The 20,534-nt window shown below is 71.6% G+C and carries 21 protein-coding genes; 14 read left to right on the top strand and 7 right to left on the bottom strand.

Annotated elements, in window-relative coordinates; all coding sequences use genetic code 11:
- The first annotated feature begins 251 nt into the window (after positions 1-251).
- The 4 genes from snpA (at position 252) to aac(6') (ending at position 2,745) form a co-directional block, all read left to right on the top strand.
- Positions 252-914 carry a snapalysin gene (gene snpA, locus KGS77_RS33575; protein ID WP_242587072.1) on the top strand — a complete coding sequence of 221 codons (663 nt, stop codon included), beginning with the start codon at positions 252-254 and terminating at the stop codon, positions 912-914.
- A 232-nt stretch (positions 915-1,146) separates the two neighbouring features.
- The gene (locus tag KGS77_RS33580) at positions 1,147-1,695 is read left to right on the top strand and encodes a ferritin-like domain-containing protein (protein ID WP_242587073.1); all 549 of its coding nucleotides are present in this window, start codon (positions 1,147-1,149) and stop codon (positions 1,693-1,695) included.
- A gap of 154 nt (positions 1,696-1,849) precedes the next feature.
- Positions 1,850-2,185: a YkvA family protein gene (locus KGS77_RS33585; RefSeq protein WP_242587074.1), complete on the top strand. Its 336-nt coding sequence runs from the start codon at positions 1,850-1,852 to the stop codon at positions 2,183-2,185.
- Positions 2,186-2,271: 86 nt separating this feature from the next.
- Positions 2,272-2,745 (top strand): aminoglycoside 6'-N-acetyltransferase, encoded by a 474-nt coding sequence (gene aac(6') / locus KGS77_RS33590; protein ID WP_242587075.1) that lies wholly within the window; start codon positions 2,272-2,274, stop codon positions 2,743-2,745.
- A gap of 40 nt (positions 2,746-2,785) precedes the next feature.
- Here aac(6') and KGS77_RS33595 read toward each other — a convergent pair whose 3' ends face one another.
- Together KGS77_RS33595 and KGS77_RS33600 are read right to left on the bottom strand one after the other, a co-directional pair.
- Positions 2,786-2,992: a hypothetical protein gene (locus tag KGS77_RS33595; RefSeq protein ID WP_242587076.1), complete on the bottom strand. Its 207-nt coding sequence runs from the start codon at positions 2,990-2,992 to the stop codon at positions 2,786-2,788.
- A 63-nt stretch (positions 2,993-3,055) separates the two neighbouring features.
- Positions 3,056-3,880 carry a carboxylesterase family protein gene (locus KGS77_RS33600; RefSeq protein ID WP_242587077.1) on the bottom strand — a complete coding sequence of 275 codons (825 nt, stop codon included), beginning with the start codon at positions 3,878-3,880 and terminating at the stop codon, positions 3,056-3,058.
- Positions 3,881-4,239: 359 nt separating this feature from the next.
- Here KGS77_RS33600 and KGS77_RS33605 point away from each other — a divergent pair, with 359 nt between their 5' ends.
- A complete protein-coding gene (locus tag KGS77_RS33605) occupies positions 4,240-5,226 on the top strand; it encodes an aldo/keto reductase (protein WP_242587078.1) in 987 nt (328 codons plus the stop codon).
- A 141-nt stretch (positions 5,227-5,367) separates the two neighbouring features.
- Here KGS77_RS33605 and KGS77_RS33610 read toward each other — a convergent pair whose 3' ends face one another.
- On the bottom strand, positions 5,368-6,489 hold the full coding sequence (locus KGS77_RS33610) for a hypothetical protein (protein ID WP_242587079.1): 1,122 nt from the start codon (positions 6,487-6,489) through the stop codon (positions 5,368-5,370).
- Positions 6,490-6,983: 494 nt separating this feature from the next.
- On the opposite strand from KGS77_RS33610, the gene KGS77_RS33615 reads away from it, so the two are divergent.
- On the top strand, positions 6,984-7,190 hold the full coding sequence (locus tag KGS77_RS33615; protein ID WP_242587080.1) for a hypothetical protein: 207 nt from the start codon (positions 6,984-6,986) through the stop codon (positions 7,188-7,190).
- A 40-nt stretch (positions 7,191-7,230) separates the two neighbouring features.
- Complete coding sequence (locus tag KGS77_RS33620) at positions 7,231-7,506, top strand: hypothetical protein (RefSeq protein WP_242587081.1); 276 nt, start codon at positions 7,231-7,233, stop codon at positions 7,504-7,506.
- 169 nt (positions 7,507-7,675) lie between these two features.
- Here KGS77_RS33620 and KGS77_RS33625 read toward each other — a convergent pair whose 3' ends face one another.
- The gene (locus KGS77_RS33625; RefSeq protein ID WP_242587082.1) at positions 7,676-10,183 is read right to left on the bottom strand and encodes a SpoIIE family protein phosphatase; all 2,508 of its coding nucleotides are present in this window, start codon (positions 10,181-10,183) and stop codon (positions 7,676-7,678) included.
- Between the two features lie 411 nt (positions 10,184-10,594).
- Here KGS77_RS33625 and KGS77_RS33630 point away from each other — a divergent pair, with 411 nt between their 5' ends.
- Positions 10,595-11,506 carry a hypothetical protein gene (locus KGS77_RS33630; protein ID WP_242587083.1) on the top strand — a complete coding sequence of 304 codons (912 nt, stop codon included), beginning with the start codon at positions 10,595-10,597 and terminating at the stop codon, positions 11,504-11,506.
- Positions 11,507-11,733: 227 nt separating this feature from the next.
- Here KGS77_RS33630 and KGS77_RS33635 read toward each other — a convergent pair whose 3' ends face one another.
- Positions 11,734-12,762, bottom strand: a complete 1,029-nt coding sequence (locus tag KGS77_RS33635) for a hypothetical protein (protein WP_242587084.1) — start codon at positions 12,760-12,762, stop codon at positions 11,734-11,736.
- Between the two features lie 83 nt (positions 12,763-12,845).
- Here KGS77_RS33635 and KGS77_RS33640 point away from each other — a divergent pair, with 83 nt between their 5' ends.
- On the top strand, positions 12,846-13,436 hold the full coding sequence (locus tag KGS77_RS33640) for a GNAT family N-acetyltransferase (protein WP_242587085.1): 591 nt from the start codon (positions 12,846-12,848) through the stop codon (positions 13,434-13,436).
- Positions 13,437-13,470: 34 nt separating this feature from the next.
- Here KGS77_RS33640 and KGS77_RS33645 read toward each other — a convergent pair whose 3' ends face one another.
- Together KGS77_RS33645 and KGS77_RS33650 are read right to left on the bottom strand one after the other, a co-directional pair.
- The gene (locus tag KGS77_RS33645) at positions 13,471-13,812 is read right to left on the bottom strand and encodes an SH3 domain-containing protein (RefSeq protein WP_242587086.1); all 342 of its coding nucleotides are present in this window, start codon (positions 13,810-13,812) and stop codon (positions 13,471-13,473) included.
- Between the two features lie 336 nt (positions 13,813-14,148).
- A complete protein-coding gene (locus KGS77_RS33650) occupies positions 14,149-15,441 on the bottom strand; it encodes an MFS transporter (protein WP_242587087.1) in 1,293 nt (430 codons plus the stop codon).
- 73 nt (positions 15,442-15,514) lie between these two features.
- On the opposite strand from KGS77_RS33650, the gene KGS77_RS33655 reads away from it, so the two are divergent.
- The 5 genes from KGS77_RS33655 to KGS77_RS33675 all read left to right on the top strand — a co-directional run bounded on the left by KGS77_RS33655 (position 15,515) and on the right by KGS77_RS33675 (position 20,279).
- The gene (locus KGS77_RS33655; protein WP_242587088.1) at positions 15,515-16,273 is read left to right on the top strand and encodes a DeoR/GlpR family DNA-binding transcription regulator; all 759 of its coding nucleotides are present in this window, start codon (positions 15,515-15,517) and stop codon (positions 16,271-16,273) included.
- A 44-nt stretch (positions 16,274-16,317) separates the two neighbouring features.
- The gene (locus KGS77_RS33660) at positions 16,318-17,187 is read left to right on the top strand and encodes an HAD family hydrolase (protein ID WP_242587089.1); all 870 of its coding nucleotides are present in this window, start codon (positions 16,318-16,320) and stop codon (positions 17,185-17,187) included.
- Positions 17,187-18,647: a cytochrome ubiquinol oxidase subunit I gene (locus KGS77_RS33665; RefSeq protein ID WP_242587090.1), complete on the top strand. Its 1,461-nt coding sequence runs from the start codon at positions 17,187-17,189 to the stop codon at positions 18,645-18,647. Before KGS77_RS33660 ends, KGS77_RS33665 begins: the two co-directional genes overlap by 1 nt.
- A 95-nt stretch (positions 18,648-18,742) precedes the next feature.
- Positions 18,743-19,762: a cytochrome d ubiquinol oxidase subunit II gene (locus KGS77_RS33670; protein ID WP_242587091.1), complete on the top strand. Its 1,020-nt coding sequence runs from the start codon at positions 18,743-18,745 to the stop codon at positions 19,760-19,762.
- Between the two features lie 118 nt (positions 19,763-19,880).
- Positions 19,881-20,279, top strand: a complete 399-nt coding sequence (locus KGS77_RS33675; RefSeq protein ID WP_242587092.1) for a YciI family protein — start codon at positions 19,881-19,883, stop codon at positions 20,277-20,279.
- Positions 20,280-20,534 lie beyond the last annotated feature (255 nt).

Genomic DNA, 20,534 nt, shown 5'->3' on the forward strand with positions numbered 1-20,534 from the left:
CACGTTCGAGTGATGAGGCTGCGTGTTCGAATTCCCGGAGGCAAGGGCGCTGCGGATCCGTACATATCGGGCGCAGACGTCGCGTGGCGAGGGCGGGGAACGAGGGATGCGGCATGGCAGCGACGCCGTGGCGCAGGAGCGCCGACCGGGGGGTATGCGTCGGCGCTATCGCCATGTGCATTCATCCCTACGGCCCCCCTCCCCCTCCAGAATCCCGGTACCCAAACCGTTTCCGGACGACGAGGACCCCCATGAGACGCACCACCACCGTGCTTTCCACCGTGCTCGGCCTCGGCCTGACCGCGGCCCTCGGAGCCGGCCCGGCGACCGCCGCGACCGCCCCGCAGACCACCCCCCACACCATGCAGACGACCGCCGTCCAGTACGCCGGCTCCAAGGCGGAGGCCGCCGCCAACAAGGCGTTCTTCCAGGCGGTCATGAAGTCGGTCGCCGCCAAGCGCGCGGCGGTGCCCGGCGCGCAGAGCGTCACCGTCACCTACAACGCCAGCAACGCGCCGACCTTCCGCAGCCAGATATCGCGCAGCGCGCAGATCTGGAACAGCTCCGTGAGCAACGTCAAGCTCCAGGAAGGCGCCAACGCGGACTTCACGTACTACGAGGGCAACGACTCCCGCGGCTCGTACGCCAGCACCGACGGTCACGGCCGGGGCTACATCTTCCTCGACTACCGCCAGAACCAGCAGTACAACTCCACCCGCGTCACCGCCCACGAGACCGGCCACGTGCTCGGCCTGCCCGACCACTACTCGGGCCCGTGCAGCGAACTGATGTCGGGCGGCGGCCCCGGCCCCTCGTGCCAGAACACCTACCCCAACGCCCAGGAGCGCAGCCGGGTGAACGCCCTGTGGCGTTACGGCATCGCCGCGGCACTCGCCCCGGCCTCCCGTTCCTGATCCTCTCCGCCTGATACGGCCGTTCCGGGGTGGCGTCGGCACCGCCCCGGAACGGCCGTCGGCGTGTTCCGGTACACCTTCCGCGCGCGGTGAGCCGGGGCGTGCCCGGTGGCGCGGGGACCCGGCCAGGTGGAGGAACACCGGGTGCCGGACGCGTCCTACGGGTACACGTGTACGCACGCAGGCGTACAGATGACGCCCGATCAGCACGGACGGAAGGGTGTGCGACCCCGTGGCCGAGTTCCTGACAGACATTGAGACCATCCGTAACCGCGCGCGTATGGAGATCGAGAAGGGCCCGGTGACCGACGCCTACGGAGCCGACCTGGACCGGGTCCTCCAGGTGCTCAACGAGGCACTCGCCACCGAGATCGTCTGCACGCTGCGGTACAAGCGGCACTACTTCACGGCGTCCGGGCTGTACTCCGAGCCGGTTGCCGCCGAATTCCTGGAGCACGCCCAGGAGGAGCAGGAGCACGCGGACAAGCTGGCGAAGCGGATCGTGCAGTTGGGGGGCGAGCCGGACTTCGACCCCGACACCCTGACCAGGCGCTCCCACGCCCAGTACGACGCCAGCGCGGACCTGATCGCGATGATCAAGGAAGACCTGGTGGCCGAGCGGGTCGCGATCGCGGCGTACACGGAGATCGCCCAGTGGCTGGGGGAGAAGGACCCGACGACACGGCGGGTGTTCGAGGACCTGCTCGCCCAGGAGGAAGAGCACGCCGACGACCTGCGGGGACTGATCGAGCGCATCCCGCAGGGAAGCACCCGGGCCTGACCGGGCGGGGAGCACCCGGGCCCGGCGCGGTGATTCCCGCCGCCGACGGGCCGTACACCGGCGTGCCGCGGGTAGACGTCCGCCGTACGAGCCCGGTCCGCGGAGCCCGAGAGCCGTCCGGCCGGCAGGCGGGTACGGCACGCCGGGAGGCGCGATGAGCGGCGAACTGTGGACGGTTGTGGTGGTCGTGGCGGTCCTGGTGGCCGCGATGGCGGCAGTCGCGATCGTGCTGCTGGTCAAGGTGGTCCGCGCACGTCACATACTGCGCGCCGCCGGCATTCCTCTTGAGAACAAGATCCTGTACTGGGGTGCGATCCTCTACCTGATCTCGCCGGTGGATCTGCTGCCGGACCCGGTCCTGCTGGACGACATCGGGGTGCTTCTCCTGGCCCTGCGTTCCCTGTACGCGGCGGCCGACGCCGCGGGACTGCGCCGGAACCAGGACCACCGGCCGCCGCTCGCCGGCACACCGGACAAGCAGTTCGAGTAGCCGAGCAGCCCAGGCAGCCGACGTACGACTGGTGCCGCCACGCCCGTCCGGACCTTGCCCGGACCCCGCCCGGCGACAATCGAGGCATGGAACTACAGGGGAACACCGTCCTGATACGCCCGGTGCGGCCCGGCGAGGCAGAAATTCTCGACCGGATCGTACGGGAGCCGGAAGTCGCGGCCTGGTGGGCACCGCCGGAGGACTACGAGGGCATGCTGGCCGTCGTCCTCGACGGCGAGGCCGTCGGGGCGGCCCAGTACACCCAGGAGGACGACCCGGAGTTCCGGCACGCCGGTATCGATCTCTTCCTGACCGCCCGTGTCCACGGCCGGGGCCTGGGCACGGACACCGTACGCACACTGGCGCGGTGGCTGATCCAGGAGAACGGGCACCACCGGCTGACCATCGACCCCGACGCGGCCAATGCCGCCGCGATCCGCTGCTACGGGAAGGTCGGGTTCAAGCCGGTCGGGGTGCTGCGTGCCCACCGGCTCGACCACCGGACCGGGCAGTGGCAGGACGGGCTGCTCATGGACCTGCTCGCGCACGAATTGCGCTGAGCCCCGGCCCTCGGATGCGGGGCCGGGGCCCCGTACCGGCTCACTTGTGCTTGTGCTCGCTGTGCTGGCTTCCCTTCTTCTGGTAGGACATTCCGTCCGGCGTCGGGACCTGGATATGAGGAAGCTGGCCGAGGGTGCGCACGGCGGCCATGCCGAGGTGGGCCAGGGGCGTGGCCTGCGCGGAGGTCTGCTGCACGGCCACGATCGAGCCGGCCAGGAGGGTGGCGGCGGCAATCTTCTTGATCATGCCGTGCACAACGAATGTCCCACCGGACAAGTCACCCCGACATCGTGTCATCCACGAGGGGTGTCAGCGTCCGGCCGTCGGTTCGTCCGCTGCGGGCAGAGGGCTGGGAGCCGCATGGGTGGTGTGCGCGGCGTGCGCGGCACGGACGAGGATGCGGACGGTCGTCGCGCCGGCCCGCAGCACCGATGCGTCCGTGGTCGGCACACAGCGGTTCCTGGCGGGATCGTACGTGGTCATGATGACGCCGGCGTGATCGGTTTTGGGCGTCGTCAGATCGACGGGCCGACCGAGGCGGAGCGCAGCCGTTCGGAAGTCGACCGAATGCTGTACGTCCACGGCGGTGTCCTTGGTGCCGTGGATCAGATGGACGGGGACCGGAACGGCGGTCGAGCCGGTGGAGACGTCGGCGGTGGCGAGGTCGTCCAGGAGGACGGAGCCGGTGGTGCGCGCCGGCAGGTCGTAGCGGCCGGCGATACCGAGCACCGCGGCCGGCCGTCGGCCGCCGACGGCATCAGGACGCAGGGCGGTGCCCACGGCCGCTGAGGCGCCCGCGGACCAGCCGGCAACCGTGATCCGGTCGCCGTCGCCACCGTACGCCGCGGCCTCCCTCCGTGCGAATTCCAGCGAGCCCAGCAGATGGGCGCGTCCGCCGTCGGGCGCGTCGGAGCGCCAGTCGGGCACGAAGACCAGCAGGCCCTGTTCCGCCGCCGCGCGCGCCAAGGGGCCCAAGACGTCCCTCTCGTCGGGGCCGCGGCCGTGCCAGAGAAGCACGGTGGGCAGCGGCGCGGCGGCGTCGCCGCACCGGTTCGCCCAGTAGACGTCGATGAGTTTGCCGTACGGTCCCTGGAGGGTCTCGTACGTCGTCGTTTCCCCAGGGGCACCCGTCACCGCTGCGTCTCCTTGTTTCCTCGTTCTCATTCCGGCGGATGTCGGCTGAAGTTGGCCGAAGTCTGTCCGGAGTTTGCTGAAGTCTGCTGACCGATGATCACAGATCTTGTACGGCGAGGCGGCCGGGGGCCGGGTCGAGAGCTCGGATCCGGGGCCAGGGGCCGGGCGCTGAAGTGGTTTGACTTGGAGTGCGCTTCAACTTCTACCGTCTACGACGTGACGTACCGCCGCACCCGCCTTCCGGGCCCGGTGGCGCGTCGGCCGTGTGCCGCGCTCGCCAGGGCGCGGCAGCGGAACGCGTACCCGACAGCACGGACCGGCCCATGAGCCGGGGCGTGCACCTGCCAGGAGGTATCAGCATGACCGGCATTCCCACCCGTCGTCTCGGCGCACTGGAGGTGTCCGCACAGGGCCTCGGATGCATGGGGATGAGCCACGGATACGGTGCGTCGGACGACGGTGAATCCATCGCGACCATCCACCGCGCGCTGGACCTCGGTGTCACCCTGCTGGACACCGCCGACTTCTACGGTTCGGGGCACAACGAGGAGTTGATCGGCCGGGCCGTCGCCGGGCGGCGGGACCAGGTGGTGCTGGCGACGAAGTTCGGGTTCGCCAACCGGCTCGGCGAGCCGACCCGGATCCGGGGTGACGCCGCGTACGTACGCCAGGCGTGTGAGGCGTCGTTGCGCAGGCTGGGCGTCGACCACATCGACCTGTACTACCAGCACCGGGTGGACCCCGACGTACCGATCGAGGAGACCGTCGGGGCGATGGCCGAACTCGTCACGGCCGGCAAGGTGCGTCACCTCGGCCTGTCCGAGGCCGGTGCGCGGACCATCCGACGGGCCCACGCGGTGCACCCGATCACCGCGCTCCAGAGCGAGTGGTCGCTGTGGACCAGGAACCTGGAGGCCGGGATCGCCCCGCTCTGCCGTGAGCTGGGGATCGGCCTGGTGCCGTTCTCCCCGCTCGGGCGCGGTTTCCTGACGGGGCAGTACACCTCGCTCAAGGGGCTGTCGGCCGATGACGTACGGCGCACCCAGCCACGGTTCGCGGACGGCAACCTCGAACGGAACCTGGCCGTCGTGGAGAAGCTGCACACGCTGGCCGCCGCGAAGGGCGTCACCGCCGGACAGCTCGCGCTGGCCTGGGTGCAGCACCGGGGCGCGGACGTGGTGCCGATTCCGGGGACGCGTCGGCAGAAGTACCTGGAGGAGAACCTCGGCGCGCTCGCCGTCGAACTGTCCGCCGACGAACTCGCCGCGATCGACGCCGTCGCGCCGGCCGACCGGATAGCCGGGACCCGCTACGACGAGCGCAGCCTCGCGTTCGTCGACGGCTGATCCGGTGAACGGTGATGTGGTGAACGGTGATGTGTCGCACGCTGATCCGCTGAACGGTGCCCCGAGCAACGGTGTCGCGGTCAACGGTGCTTCTGGGAAACGGTGCCCCGGTGCCGGCGGCGCATCATCCGGGGACGATAGCTACTCGTACATGATGTACTCCGGCTGCGGGCGCAGCGCCAGCACCTCTTTCGGAGTCATCAGGCGACTGTGCTCGGCATCCTCCTCGTAGAAGAGCTTGAAGCCACTGTGCAGCCCGGCGGGCATGGCGGTGACCAGGTGGCGCCAGGTGGTGCGTTTCATGCCCGGTGAGCCGATGCCGTCGACGCTCTTGATGAGTGCCACGCCCGGCGGCGGACGCAGCGCGGTCTGATCGCGTACGACGGAGGCGGCCACCTGGTGGAAGACGAGCGGCTTTTCCGGCAGGCCGTACTCGCCGACCAGTTCGGAGAGATAGCGGGCGACACGGGTCAGTTCCCGGCCGCTGGTGTGTCCGTAAGTGTGCCCCGGTACCTGTCCGGGGCTCATTTCCCACTCGGGGTCGAGGGCGATGCCGACGTCCGGGTGGACGAGCCATTCGCGCAGCGCCTTCACCTCCGCCATGACCGACGAGCGACCCGGCTGGATGTTCAGCAGGAGCAGAGCGCGGTGTTTCCGGGCGGTCCGGAGATAGCGCCGGATGGTCCGGGAGGAGGTGCGGGTGCGGTACAAGCCGTCCGGGCCGGCCGTGGCGTTGGCGACGGTCGCCAGGAGTTCCAGCACGGGCAGCGGCTCGCGACCCTGGGCGTACCTCTGTGCCAGCTTCTCGGTCTCGGCCGCCCGGCGGTCCGGGTCGCCGATGCCCAGGCGGCCCAGTGCCGCGGCGCCGGGCAGTCCGCAGTAGCCGACGAGGCGGTGACGGGGGAACAGTTCCCGGCCACCGCGCGGCAGTTCCGGGCGTCGGGCCGGCCGGCGACCGGGCGGCGCGGGGGATCCGGCGGGGGGAGCGGGGGCGCCCCTGCCCGCTCCGCCCTCGTGCGCCGCGCCTCCGTGCCGCGCGGAGGAGGACACGGACGAGGGCGCGAAGGAGGAGGGGGAGGCGGACGGTGACGGGCCGGTGGACCAGCCGTCGTAGGCGGCCTCGGCCCGCCGTGACGGTTTCGCACAGGCGGTCAGCAGCCCCAGACCGAGGGCGGCCGTGGCGGTCAGCGCCCCGCGTCGGTCCCACGCCGGGCCCGGGGCCGGCCCCGGCTCCCCCGACGCCTGCCGCCCCTGCGCCCGCACCCCGGGATTTCCCTCGCCATCCCCTTGGCATTTCCCTTCAGGCGCCTCCGGGTGTTTCCTCCCGCCTTCTGTTCGCTCTTTTCGGTGCGGTTTTCCATATGACGCGGGTCCGTCGGGTGCGATTTCAGCCACGTCGTCTCCGTCTCACCGGGGCCCGGCCGGAAAGCCGGGCCTGCGCGTCGTCAGCTCGCGGGGAGGATGACTGCCCGCTCACTGCGCCTCTCCATGCCACCCGGCGCGAAACCCCTGACTCCCTCGTACGCTGCCCGGTGCCGCGGACGGTGCGGGACGGTGCGAGCCGGGTGGCCGGGCACCTGCTGCCCCTCCTGTGGGAGCGATACCGTAAGCGACGACAAGCGAAGGGCGTAGCGTACGGGCGGGCGTTCGTACCCGTAAGGCACCTGTACCGTAGGGCGCCCGCACCGCGAGGCGCCCGTACCGTGAAGGCGCCCGCGCCGGGTCGCCTCGGCGAAACGACGTACCGGGAGCTCCAGATGAGCCACCAGCCAGCCGGTGAACGGCAGCAGCTCGACCCCGTCACCGCCGATGCGGTACGGGCGTACGCGGCGAGGAAGCGGGCGGCGGCCGACAAGCTCGCAGCCGTACTGGAGGACATCGCCGCCAACGGTCTTCCGGCGCTGGAGGACTGCACTCCCTGGGAGGAGATCCGCGACCGCAAGCTCGCGGATCTCCTGCGCTGACGGCGACCCGGCCCGCCACCCGGAAACCGGACACCTTCCCATGGGCAGGCACGGTCCCCGCCGTACCCGGCTGACCTTCAGCGACTCCGCGGCCCGGCAACTCGACGAGGTGACCACCGAGGCGGAAATCCACGCGCTGGACCGCGCCTTGGTCGCCATCAGCGTCGACCCGGACATCGGCGTGCCGATTCATGCTTCCCGCCAGGATTCCCGGCCCGCGCTCCTGGAATACGCCGACGAGATCGAGGACGTACGGATCGTCTACTTCGTGACGACGCTGCGTTCCGTCGTGGTCGTCGCCTACATCGAGACATGACCGGTGCGACGGCACGTCGTCGAGCACCTTGACGTGGTGCCGTCGCCCCGTACGTTCCGACGGACGCGGCGGTGGAGGCGCTGGGGGAGTCAGCTACCTGCTGGACCGGGCCGGAACCTGAGCGGTTCCCTTCGAGCAGCCGGATCACACCGGGCAGCGGTACCGCGGTTCACGTCGAGCGTTCGATGACGAGGAGGGCCGCGTCGTCCTCCAGGTCGCCGCCCGCATGGTGCAGCAGGTCCGTCCGCAGGCATTGGACCAGGCTGTCCAGCGACTCGGTGGCGTGTTCGCGGACGCGGTACGCCAGCGGGTAGAACAGGCCGTTGCCGTCCCGGGCCTCGATGAATCCGTCGGTGTACAGGAGCATGCGGTCGCCGGGGCCGAAGGGGACGGTCTCCACGGTGTGGTCGACGCCCACCAGGTCGGCCATGCCGATGGGCGCACCCGGCTTCTCGGGCACGCACTCCCACACTTCGCCATCGCGAACGATAAGTGGCTCGGGATGACCGCAGTGCACCAGCCGTGCGATCGGGGCGTCGGGGATCTCCACCAGGACCGCCGTGGCGAACCGTTCGGTGTATTCCTCCCCGTGCACCACCTGGATCTGCCGGTTCCCGCTCTCCTCCAGCCGCTGCGCCACGGTCACCAGCGACTCCTCCTGGTACGCCGCCTCCCGGAAGGACCCCAGCAGCACCGAGGCCGCGCCGACGGCGGGCATCCCCTTGCCCCGTACGTCACCGATGAGCAGCCGTACGCCATACGGGGTGAGCAGCCCCTCGTAGAAGTCGCCGCCGATCCGGGCCTCGGCCTCCGCGGCCAGGTACGTGCCACGCAGCCCGAGCGAGTCGATGCGCTTGGGCAGCGGGCGCAGCAGGGCCCGCTGTGCCGTCTCGGCCACCGAGCGCACATGCCGCAGTTCCCGCTCGCGCCGTTCACGGATCGCGCAGCACAGGAGGCTGGCCAGGGAGACGGCCACCAGCGCCACCAGGGTCACCCGTGGTTCGGCCTCCGACCAGACGTCCTGGACCAGCCCCAGGAGAGCGAAGGCGGCCAGGGTGAGCGCGGCGATGCCCGCGGTGGCCCACACACCGAGCAGGGCCCCCGCCAGGACGGGTACCGCCGCCATCACCGGGCCGACCTGGAGCCAGACGGGGGTGCTGAGGTCGATCACCGCGAGCACCGCGAGCAGCACCACGGGGATGAGCAGTGACAGCCTGCGCACGCGGGCCGTATGGGCGCGGTCAGTCGCGCTCGGTGCCGGCTTCTCGTGCATGACTTCCTCTCCGTCGCGTCCACCGTGGCGGCTGCCGCCGGGACGTCTGTGCGCGCGGCGCCCGCCCGCGGGGACTCGTCCTGCGATCCGTCCTGCGATCCGTGGTCCGAGCCGTCCCGGTGCCGGCCGCCCGGGTGCGGGGTGCCCGCCGCGGTGCGGCGAGCCGGCCGGGCGGGGCCCCTGGTCCCCGAGGTCGTCCAGTGCCCGGTCGAGGATCATCAGGAGGTGCCCCTCGGCGGCCTGTGCCTCCAGACTGCCGTGGCGGCGCCCGGTCGGCTCGGCCAGTTGCCGCCATGCGAGCCGGGTGGCCGGAAGTACGGGATGCGGACGGCCACCTTTGCAGCCGCGTACGCACAGGGCGGTGCCGTTCAGCAGACGGGCGTAACCGGCGTCGAACGGCAGGCCCCGGGAGGAGCCGCAGGCCGGCTGCTCCGTACGTGACGGCGGGGGTGGTGACGGTGGGGGCGACTGTGACGGTGAGGACGCCGGGGGCGGCGCGGGCGAGGCGGAGGCGGTGGCCGATGTCCCGCGGTCCAGGGCGCGGGCGGCGGCGACGGCGTCGGCCGCCACCCGCTCCAGCGTCGCCAGCACGTCCCGGTCCAGATGCCACACCGCCCGCCGGGCCCTGGTCCGGGGATTCCAGCGCAGGCTTTCGTGCGCCTGGTCCAGTGCCAGCCGCGCTTCCTGGACGACGGAGGCCAGCCGCTCCCGCCACCGCCGGTCCAGGACGTCCTCGGGGCGGGCTCCCTCGGTGACGGCGGTGGCCAGCCCGTGGAGGACCCCGGCCAGTTCCCCGCGCAGCCGGTCCAGGGCCGCCTCGGCGGGCCGCAGCCGCAGCGGCGGGACCAGGAGCAGATTCACCACGATGCCGACGGCCACGCCGAGCGCGATCGCCGCCAGGTGGGGGAGCAGTTCATCCCGTAGGTGGCTCTGGCCCAGGAGAAGGACGAACAGACAGGTGATCGGTACGTGTATGCCGTGTGTGCCGAGCCGCTCGTGCCCGGCCACCAGGAAGGACAGCAGCAGGGCGCTGCCCAGGGCGTACCAGGTCGGGCCGATGAGGAAGGCGGCGGGCAGGGCGATGAGGGCTCCCAGCGCACAGCCCGACGCGTACTGGAGGCCGGCCGTGCAGGAGCGGAAGACGGTGGGGTGGACCACCAGCAGCGCGGCGAGCGCGGCCGGGTAGGGCTGGCTCTGCTCCAGTACGGCGCGCGAGAGCTGCCAGGCCAGCACGCCGGCCACGCTCGCCCGGGCGGCGAGTGCCCACCGGCCGAGCCAGGGCGTGGCTCGCGCACGGGCCCGTACGGCCAAGGTGGCGGTCAGGTCGGCGGTCCGGCGGGTGTCATGCCCGGCGCCCTGCCCGGCCGACCAGCCGTGGTCCCGTTCGCGGGCCTGACCGGGCACCCTGCCGAGCACCCGACCGGGGCCACGGACGAGCACCCGCCCGGGGCCACGGATGCGCCTGACCGCACCCGAAGACGCCCATGTCTTCCACACCTGCACCTTTGATCACTACCTCCGCTTGCACCACATCGACCCATGTCCCTTTTCCTGGTCAATGTCCGTTTATGTAAGGCAGCTATGTGATCCAGGTCACTCTTTTTGGTTGGGTTGTGAGTCTTGGGGTAGTCGGGGGAGAGGTGAAAAGGAACCGGAGCGGTCGAGCCGGCCGCGTCATCGCACGGGTTCGCTCCGCGGGCACGCGTGCCGGCGAGACGGGCGTGGCGCATGGATCTGGCCGCCGTTTCCGGGTCCGATGGGGTGGATGCCGACGTCGATGCCGATGTCGCTGTCTCTCGGCCGCGTAGGAGAAACGTGTCTGGTGCTGATGGGCCGGCTGCCGGCCGGGTCGTGATCCATGTGGCGGGGCTGTTGCGTGCGCAGTGGCACCGGATCATGGACGCACCGTGGCAGGCCGTACGGAGCCGGCGCTGCGCCGCGGTTCCCGTGACCTGCGTCGCGACATCACTCGTCGTGATCTTCCATACGATGGCGCTCACCGAACCGGGCGCCCGCCTGGCCTGGCTGCTCGGTGGCGTACGCGTGGACCTCCCGCTGTGGCTGGCCATGGCGCGGCTGCCCCTCTCGCTGTTCGTACCCGCTCCCGACCTGCCGTGGTGGGGCGCGGTCGCCCAGGTCCTCGTGGTCTTCGCGGTCGCCGAAGTGACGCTCGGGCGGGTGAAGACGGTGGTCATCTCACTGACCACGACCGCCGCGGCGACCCTGTCCGTCAGGGTCCTGATCGCCCTCGGCCCGGATCACGTCTTGGCGGTGCCCGCCGCCCAGACCCACCTCGCCGACACCGGCCCGTCCGCCGCCGTACTCGGTCTGCTGCTGTGCATCGGCTGGACGCGCCGCGCCCCCGTCGTGTTCCTGAGCACCCTGATGACCGGCATCGTCGAGTGCGCCTTCACCCACACCCTCTCCAGCAGGGGGCATGTCGCGGGGACCGCCGCCGCGCTGGTCTGCGCCGCCGTCCTCCGCCCGGGCGACCGGCTGCTGAAGAAGCTGTCCGGACGCCGCACGGGCACGGGCGAGGCGGCGGGCACGGGCGAGCGCGCGGGCGAGAGCGGAAGCGGTGCAGCCGTGGGCGCCGTCAGCAAGGCCGCACACGTGAGCCCGCGCACCAGTGTGGGCACGGGGACGAGTGTGGGGGCGGGTTTGGGAACGAGCGTGCCCGTCACACACCGCGCCACGGGCGCCGAACTTCGGGAACACGGTCCCTGACCGGACCGTCCGTCCGGCGGGGTTGCCGTAGCTCGCGCCGGTCCCGCTGCCGGGGCAGCAGACCGTCACGGATTCGATCGTTGCCGTAGAAGGCGGACTCCCTGCGCCTGCCGCGTACGGTGACGGACACCCGGGTGCGCCGCTGCCGGGCCCGTACAGAGGCGACCGGTGTGCCGGACGTGCCGAGGGCGCCGGGCAGCGCGGCGGGCGGTGCGGCGACGGACGCCTCAGGCACCTCGTACGCCCTCCGAGCCGGTCCCGTCGTCGTCCAGCCGGTCGAACACCGGCCGCAGTACGCGCCGGACGGCGGCGCGCACCTGGTTCCTGGGGCGCGGTACCCCGGCTTCCGGCCCGTCGAGCCGCGCGAAGTGCGGGGTTCCGTCGGCCTGGAAGTGGACGACTCCTTTGAGGGAGCTCTTCCACAGCGACCCGGCCGGACCCGGCGGGTAGTCCGGCAGCGAGGGAGGGGGCCGTCGCTCGGTCCGCCGCCGCTCCGGCAGGGCCGACTCCCGCTTCGCCTCCCGCCGGAGTTCCACGGCGACCAGCGCCCTGAAGCCTTCGTACGCCTTGGGTTCCATCGGAATGACCAGTACGAGCCGCTCCGGTGGCACCGTACGCAACGCGACCACCAGCTCCCACATCAGCGCGGGCCCGGGGCCCACCGCCAGGACGACCAGCCGGGCCCGGGACATCAGGTCCACAATGGCCGGCTGCCAGTCGGCGTCCGTCAGCCGGAGGCGGTCCGCGCCCGCCTCCGGCAGCCGTTCGCCCGGCCGGCCGGCGGCGACCACCGGGCCCAGCGGCCGTAACGCGGCGACGAGTTGTTCCTCTTCGCTGTCCCCGGACAGGATGATGTCACTGACCGTATGGGCACTGCCGTGGGTGATCGGCCCTTCCAGTGCCGCCCGGTGCCGGTCGTCCGCGAACGACCGCAGATAGAGCACGAACGGCCCCGGCCCGACCTCGCCGGGCGAGTTCAGGATCGTGGCGAAGTGCCGGCGTCCGCGGCGCGCCAGTTCGCGGCCGGCCAGTACAACCGCGCTTCCGGTCACCATCATTCCCGGGTCGAGGAGGTACACCTCCCACCACGTACGGGAGCCGCCCGCCGGACCGCCCGCCGATTTCCACCGGGCGAACCCGGCTGTCACCACCAGCGCGCCGAGGACGAGAACCGCTCCGCCCGCCGTCCGCAGCAGCGTCCCGCGTACCCGTGACTGCGCCGGCCCCCGGTCCGGTTCGCCCGCCGATTTCCGCATGCCCGGCCTTCCCGGCCACTTCCGGTTCGCTTGGAAGGAATTCTCCTCGTCTCACGTCACGCCTGCTGGCATGATCGGCAAATATGACGCCTTCATCTGTGACCATGCCCTGGCCGGCCTCGCCGGTCACACCGCGGCTGTTACTGCGTCCCGTCGAGCCGGACGACGGCCCGGTCCTTTCCCGCCTGTTCACCGATCCGGAAGTCCGTCGGTACCTGGGCGGCCCGGTCTCCGCCGAGCGGATCGCGGTGCTCGAAAAGGCGGCGGTGAACCATCCCGGTGTCTTCGCCGCGGTGAGACGGTCGGACGGGGCCGCTCTCGGTGCGGTGACCGTGCAGCCGGACTCCCGCGGGGACGGGCGGACGGAGGTGTCCTACCAGTTCCTGCCCGAACACTGGGGCCACGGCTATGCCCGTGAGGCGGTGGCCGCGGCGGTCGCCTGGGCACTGGAGGAGATCACCACCGCCCGCCCGGTGGTGATCGCGATCACCCAGGAAGCCAACAGGCGTTCGTGCCGACTGCTGGAATCCCTCGGCATGGAGAAGGCCGACACCTTCGTCGAGTGGGACGCGCAGCAGGTCATGTACGCGATCGACCGTGCGGGCGGGCGGCTCTTGGCCGATGACGGCCGAGGCAATGGAGACATGCCGGCCGGTGATTCAGGCACCGGCTGAAGCCCCGGGTGCCGACCGGAAGGTCAGACGCTGATCAGCAGTCCAGATACGCGACGTGGATCCAGACGCCTGTCGGGCCGCCCCACAGGTCACCCATGACCCAGGACCCTTCCCGCCCGTGGGCGTTGAGTTTCTGCCCCCTGTTCACCGTGCCCATGACCGGGTACTGAGAGCCCGGCCCGGACCGGTAGTTGACGCCGTTGTCGTTGACCGTGCACACGACGTCGGCGGTCGTCGGCGGCACGGCCCGCTGTACGGCGGCGGCCGGCGCCGGAGCGGTGCCGTGGGCCGTCGGCAGCGCGGCGGCGGGCTGTGCGGTGGCCAGTGCCAGAGCGGCGACGGCCCCGGCTCGGGCGAGCGCGCGTGTGATGGACATGGGACCTCCTCGGGTGGGGCCTTCGGGAAGCCGGGAACGAGCTACGGCTGCCGACGGCCGGGAACCTGCCCGGCAGGGACCGCCGCCGGGCAGAATCCAGTACATCGCGCGTCAAATGCCAACTGATGGCGGTAATACTGCATTTCACTCGGTAGCGTGAACTGGGCAGGCAAAATGTTTGGTCCCCGTTTCACCCGTGTTGCCGTTACTTCCCGTTCGGGCAACTACCCCGCTCATACGGCTCATTGGGTCGGTGCCGGACGCTGGAAGACCGCGCCCGGCCTCGCGCCTGACCTCCGGTCCGCTTTGGTGAACCGGGTCGGCTGCGCTCGTCTCTCAGACTGGTCCTGCTGTGGTGTTCCTCTGCGCCGGGGTGCGGTCCTTCGTGGCCTCGCCCTCCTTCCGGCCGTGGGTGTGCGCTGCCGGGCGCAGGATGCGGGCCGTGCAGGCGGCGACCAAGCAGAAGGCGACGGGGAGGAAGAAGGCGAGGTTCAGGGGCATGAGGTGGGTGAGCGGTCCGATGACGGTGGGGCCGGCGAGCATGCCCAGGTAGCCGAGGCCGGCGACGCGGGAGACGTTGGTTCCGGCGTTGTCGCGGTCGGCGTGGCCGGCGGCGCTGAAGAGTTGGGGGACGCAGCCGGACAGGCCGACGCCGAAGACCGTCCAGCCGGCCAGGGCGGGGGCGACGGCGGGGGAGAGGGCCACCGCCGTCAGGCCGAGGGCGGCCACCCAGGCGCCGTGGCGTACGACGGCGACCGGGCCGAAGCGGGCGGCGAGACGGTCGGTGAGCAGCCGGCCGACGGTCATGGCGGTGGCGAAGGAGCCGTAGGCCAGGGCGGCGGTGGCGGCGGGCGCGTCCAGGACGTCCCGCATGCTCAGGACGCTCCAGTCGTTGGCGACGCCCTCGCACAGCATCAGCAGCATCGCGAGGACGGCCAGCGCCCAGATGCGGGCGGGAGTCCTGGGCCGGGAGCGGCGGAACGTGGGGCCGGTGGTGGCTGTGCCGGGGCCGGCGCCGGGGTCGGTGGCCGTGCTCGTACTTGTGCCGGTGGCGGGGGAGGAGACGGCGGGTTCGGGCCGGAGCAGGGCGGGCGTGGCCGGCGCGGTGACGGCGAGGCCGAGGGCGGCTACGCCGGTCAGCGTGGCCGCCGCGCTCCACCCCCAGCTCAGCGTCCGGGCGCCGACGAGCGAGGCGAGCACCCCGCCGACCGAGTAGACCGCGTGGAAGGCGGACATGATGGGCCGCCGGTAGGCGTGTTCGACCTGGACGGCGTGGGTGTTCATGCTGACGTCCAGGCAGCCGTTGCAGAAGCCGAGGAGCAGCAGGGCCGCACCCAGGGACCAGACGCCGCCGGCCAGGCCCGGCAGGACCACGGCGAGGCTGCACAGCGCCGCGCCGGCCGGTACGGCCTTGCGCGCACCGAAGCGGTCGGTGAGCGGCCCGGCCGTCTGCATCCCGACGAAGGCCCCGCCGCCGAGCAGCAGCAGGAGCCAGCCGAGCACCGCGTGGCTGATTCCGGCACGGTGCTCCGCGACGGGGATGTGGACGATCCACATGCCCATCACGAACCCGTTGAGGGCGAAGAAGACGAACGTGGCCAGCCGCGCGGACCGCAGTGATCTCTCCATGTTTTCGAACGTAACAAACAAGGTGAGCGTTCGTAAGCTTGCCCAGCGATCGTGATTTGTGTTCAATACGTCCATGGTGAGTACAGACCGACTGAAGCGGATCACCGACGCCGTACGGGAGGCCGGACAGTTGACCGTGGCGGAGCTGGCTTCTCTGACCGACGCGTCAGAGATGACCGTCCGCCGCGACCTGGACACCCTGGCCGGACAGGGCGTACTGGAGCGCTACCGGGGCGGGGCCCGCAGCCTGCTGCTGCGCGGCGAGGAACCGCCGTTCGCGCTGCGGGCACAGGAAGAGGCGGCGGTCAAGCGGCGCATCGCCGCCGAGGTCGCCGAACTGATCGCCGACGGCGAGTCGGTGGTCGTCGACAGCGGCACGACCTGCCTGGAGGTCGCCCGCGCCCTGACGCACCGCCGGCTGACCGTCATGCCGCTGTCCCTGCACGCGGCCAACGCCCTGACCGGTGCGCCCCGGCTCCAACTGCTGCTCCCCGGCGGCGAGCCGCGTCCGGGCGAACTCGCGCTCACCGGTCCGCTGGCCGAGGCCTCGCTGGCGGCACTGCGCTTCGACACCGCCGTCATCGGCTGCTGCGGCCTGAGCGCAGACCAGGGCCTGACGGCGTACGACCTGGCCGACGCCGCGATCAAGCGGGCCGCGATCGCCTCGGCCCGTCGCGTCATCGCCGTCGCCGACGGGACCAAGTTCTCCCGTACGGCCCTGGCGTTCGTCACGCCCGTCTACGCGCTGGAAGCCGTGGTCACCGACGAGGGCGCCCCGAAGGAAGCGGTCGACGCGCTGTCGGTGGCGGGCGTGACGGTACGGAAGGTGTGAGCGGCCCTATGAGGACGGTCGGCGGGAAGAAAGGAGCGGTGGGTATGGACGCCGGAACGCAGGACGCGGGCGCGGAGGGAGGCACGGACGTCGTCCTGTTCGACATGTTCGGGGTCATCGCCCGCCACCAGTCCCATGAGGGCAGGGAAGCGCTGACCGAGCGGGCCGGGGCGCCCGCCGCGGCCTTCTGGGAGGCGTACTGGGCGCTGCGTCCGCCGTACGACCGGGGAGCGGTGACCGCCGAAGCGTACTGGCGCGCGGTGGCGACCGCCCTGGACACCTCCTATGACCAACGCCGTATCGCGGATCTCATAGCGGCCGACGTGGTGAGCTGGAGCGCCGTCGACGACGCCATGGTCGCGCTGGTCGGGGAACTGCACGCGTCCGGGCGGCGGATCGCGCTGTTGTCCAACATCCCCGAAGAACTGGCCGCCCACTACGAGCGGCACCACCGCTGGCTGGAACGCTTCGAGATCCGCGGCTTCTCCTGCCGCATCGGCCACGTCAAACCGCAGCCCGCGGCTTATGAGTGGTGCTGCCGTGCGCTGGGCGTCGCGGCGGACCGGGTGCTCTTCGTCGAGACCGGGCGGAGAACGTCCGGGCCGCCGAGGCCGTGGGCCTGCGCGGCCACCTGTTCACCGGGCCGGCCCCGCTGCGGCAGGCTCTCACCGGGCCGGGCGCCGCCGCCCCGCGGGCGTAGTCCGGCGCGCGAGGGGAACCCCGTACGGGGGTGGCGGGCGCCCGCCGGCCATGGATGTCCGCCGGTCATGGGCGCCCGCCCCGCCTGTGGCCCCGCCTGTACGGACGCCCGCCCGGCCCGCCCGTACGCGCACGCCCATCGGCCCCGCCGGTCAGAGGTGGCCGACCGGTGGCTGTACGAATACGGCGCGCACCGTGAGCGTGAGGAGTCGTGATGCCCCTCGGCGAACACCTGACGGCTCAACTGACCACCCACCTCCCGGTGCTGTCCGCGCTGACCGACCCCGGCCTGCGGGAGCTGGCCTCACCCGCCACCCCCGGAGACCTGAAGGCCGCACGCGCGCAGATGGGTTTCTCCCTGGCCTGGCACATCGTCCTGGCCTGCCTGGGCGTGGGCATGCCGCTGCTGACGCTGGCCGCGGAGTGGCTCGGCCTGCGGACCGGCGACGCCTCCTACCGGCTGCTCGCCCGTCGCTGGGCCCGCGCGATGGGCGTGCTGTTCGCCGTGGGCGCGGTTTCCGGCACCATCCTCAGCTTCGAGATGGGGCTGCTGTGGCCGGGCCTGATGGGCCGTTACGGGCAGGTTATCGGCCTGCCGTTCGCCATGGAGGGCATCGCCTTCTTCATCGAGGCGATCTTCCTGGGCATCTACCTGTACGCCTGGGACCGGCTTTCGCCCCGTACGCATCTGCTCACCGGTGTACCGATCGTGATCGCCGGGATCGCCTCGGCCTTCTTCGTCGTGTGTGCCAACGCCTGGATGAACCAGCCGCGCGGTTTCACCGTACGTGACGGCGAGGTCGTCGACGTCGACCCGCTGGCCGCCATGCTCAATCCGGCCAGCCCGCCGCAGACCGTGCACATGATCCTGGCCGCGCTGATGGTGGCGGGCTTCGTCACCGCCGGCGTCTACGCCGTCGCCCTGCTGCGGGGCCGCGACGACCGCTACCACCGGGCCGGCTTCTTCATCCCGTTCGTCTTCGCCTCGGCCCTCACCCCCTGCCAGCTCGTGGCCGGGGACTGGGCGGCCAGGTTCCTGGCGGACTTCCAGCCCGCCAAACTCGCCGCCATCGAGGGCGTCTACACCACCGGCGGCCACGTCCCGCTCACCCTGGGCGGCATCGCCCAGGACGGACGACTGCGGTACGGCCTGGAAATCCCCGACGGGCTGTCCCTGCTGGTCGGTTCCCGGCCCGGCACCGTCATCAAGGGACTGGACCAGGTCCCGGTCCCGGAGCATCCCCCGGTCACCGTCGTCCACCTCGCCTTCGACGCGATGGTCGGGCTGGGCGTCTTCCTGCTGCTGCTCGGCCTGTGGCTGCTGATCGCCTGGTGGCGCACCCGGCGCAAGGGGGACGGCAGGGTGCTGGCCCGCCGCGGCAGCCGCCTCTTCCTGGCCCTGTCCGCCGTGTCCGGAGTGGCCGCGGTGGTGGCGTTGGAGTGCGGCTGGACGGTGACGGAGGAGGGGCGGCAGCCCTGGGTCGTATGGGGGCTGCTGAACGTGCGGGACGCGGTCAACCCCGCGCCGGGGCTGATGGCGGGGCTGTGGCTGGTGCTCGTGGTCTATGCGGTGATGACCGTGGCCACCGTGTACGTGCTGCGCCGGCTGGCCCGCGGGAAGCCGGTGCCGGTCGCTCCCCAGGAGGACGACGTGACCTCGTACCCGGTCGTATGAAGTCGTGAAGCCATAAAGCCGTGAAGCCGTGAAGCCGTGAGGTCATGAGGCCATGAAGCCGGCAGGACCGGGCGTAGGACAACGGAGGCAGGACGATGCTCGCTGACGTGGCACTCGCCGTGATGTGGACCGGCCTGACCTGCTACGCGCTCTTCGGCGGCGCCGACTTCGGGGCCGGCCTGTGGGACCTGCTCGCCGGCGGCAGCGCCCGCGGCAGGCCACAGCGCTCACTCATCGAGCACACCATCGGCCCGGTGTGGGAGGCCAACCACGTCTGGCTGATCTTCGTGGTGGTGATGCTGTGGACCGGGTTCCCGGCCGTCTTCGCCGCAGTGATGTCCACTCTCTACCTGCCGCTGACCTTCGCCGCGCTGGGCATCATCGCGCGCGGCGCGGCCTTCGCCTTCCGCAAGGCATGCACGGAGCTGTGGCAACAGCGCCTGTTCGGGGCGTGCTTCGCCCTCTCCTCGGTCCTCACCCCGTTCTTCCTGGGTACGGTCGCCGGGGGCATCGCCTCCGGGCGGGTCCCGCCGGGGCAGGCCACCGGCGACCTGGTCCGCGGCTGGATCAACCCCACCTCCCTGCTCGGCGGCGTGCTGGCCGTCCTGACCTGCGCCCACCTGGCGGCGGTGTACCTGTGTGCCGACGCCGCGCGTACCGGCGCGCCGGCGCTGGTGACCGCCTTCCGGCGGCGTGCGCTGGTGAGCGGCCTGATCAGCGGGGCGGTGGCGCTGGCCGGCATCGCCGTCCTGCACGCGGACGCCCCGGAGCTCTTCCACGGCCTCACCCACCGGGCACTGCCGGCGGCCGTGCTGTCCGCGCTCTGCGGGGTGGCCGGGATGCTGCTGCTCGTACGGAACCGGTTCGCTCTCGCCCGTGGCTGCGCGGCCCTGGCGGTCGCCGCCATCCTGTGGGCCTGGGGCGCGGCCCAGTATCCGGTGATGCTCCGGCCGGGCCTGTCGGTCACCGACGCGGCGTCCACCGCGCCCGTACTCGCCGCAGCGCTGATCGTCTTCGCGGCCGGGGCGCTGCTCCTGATTCCCTCGCTGGTCTGGCTGTACGTCCTCTTCCAGCGGCGGGAACCGGCCCGGCCGCCCGGCTCCGGGACACCCTGACCGGTTTTTTCCGCCGTTTTCCGCTCCGGGACGTCGAATCCGCGGCGTGAGCTTCTACATATATGTGGGAGCACCCGCCAGGGGTGCCGGCACGCACCGGAATGTGAGGTCCCAGGACATGAAGTACATGCTGCTGATGCAGTTCAGTGAGAAGACGGGCATCCCGCCGATCAGCACCTGGTCGTCGCAGGAGGTACAGGCGCACATCGCGTTCATGCGGGAGACCAACCAGCGGCTCAGCGACGCGGGGGAACTGGTCGACGCCCAGGGACTGGCGATGCCGGAGACGGCCAGGATCGTCCGTGCGCGCGGTGGCGGCGAACCGGTGGTGACCGAGGGCCCCTTCCCCGAGACCAAGGAGTTCCTGGCCGGCTACTGGATCGTCGAGTGCGACGGCCCCGGGCGGGCGGTCGAACTGGCCGCGTCCGTCTCGGCCGCGCCCGGCCCCGGTGGCACCCCCTTGAACATGCCGATCGAGGTGCGTGAGGTGCTGTCGGGCCCGCCCGGCGAGCTGTGAGGCCGGTCCGGGGCTGATCCGTCCCGGTCGGCCTGCCACCCTGCCCCGAGTCTTCGTCACCCGGCACAAGACCCCGGCGTAGGAACCCGGCACCCCTCGTCGAACCACCCCGTCGAACTACCCCCGGCGAAAATCCCCCGGCGAAAAATCCCCGGCGGAAAGCAGCGAAACGATCTACGATCGCCTCCGGAACACTGCTCCACGCACAAGGGGGTCCCGGAGTGCTGTCGGCCCAGACCGTGACGCCGGGCGGGG

The organism is Streptomyces sp. MST-110588 (assembly GCF_022695595.1).
Taxonomy (GTDB): domain Bacteria; phylum Actinomycetota; class Actinomycetes; order Streptomycetales; family Streptomycetaceae; genus Streptomyces.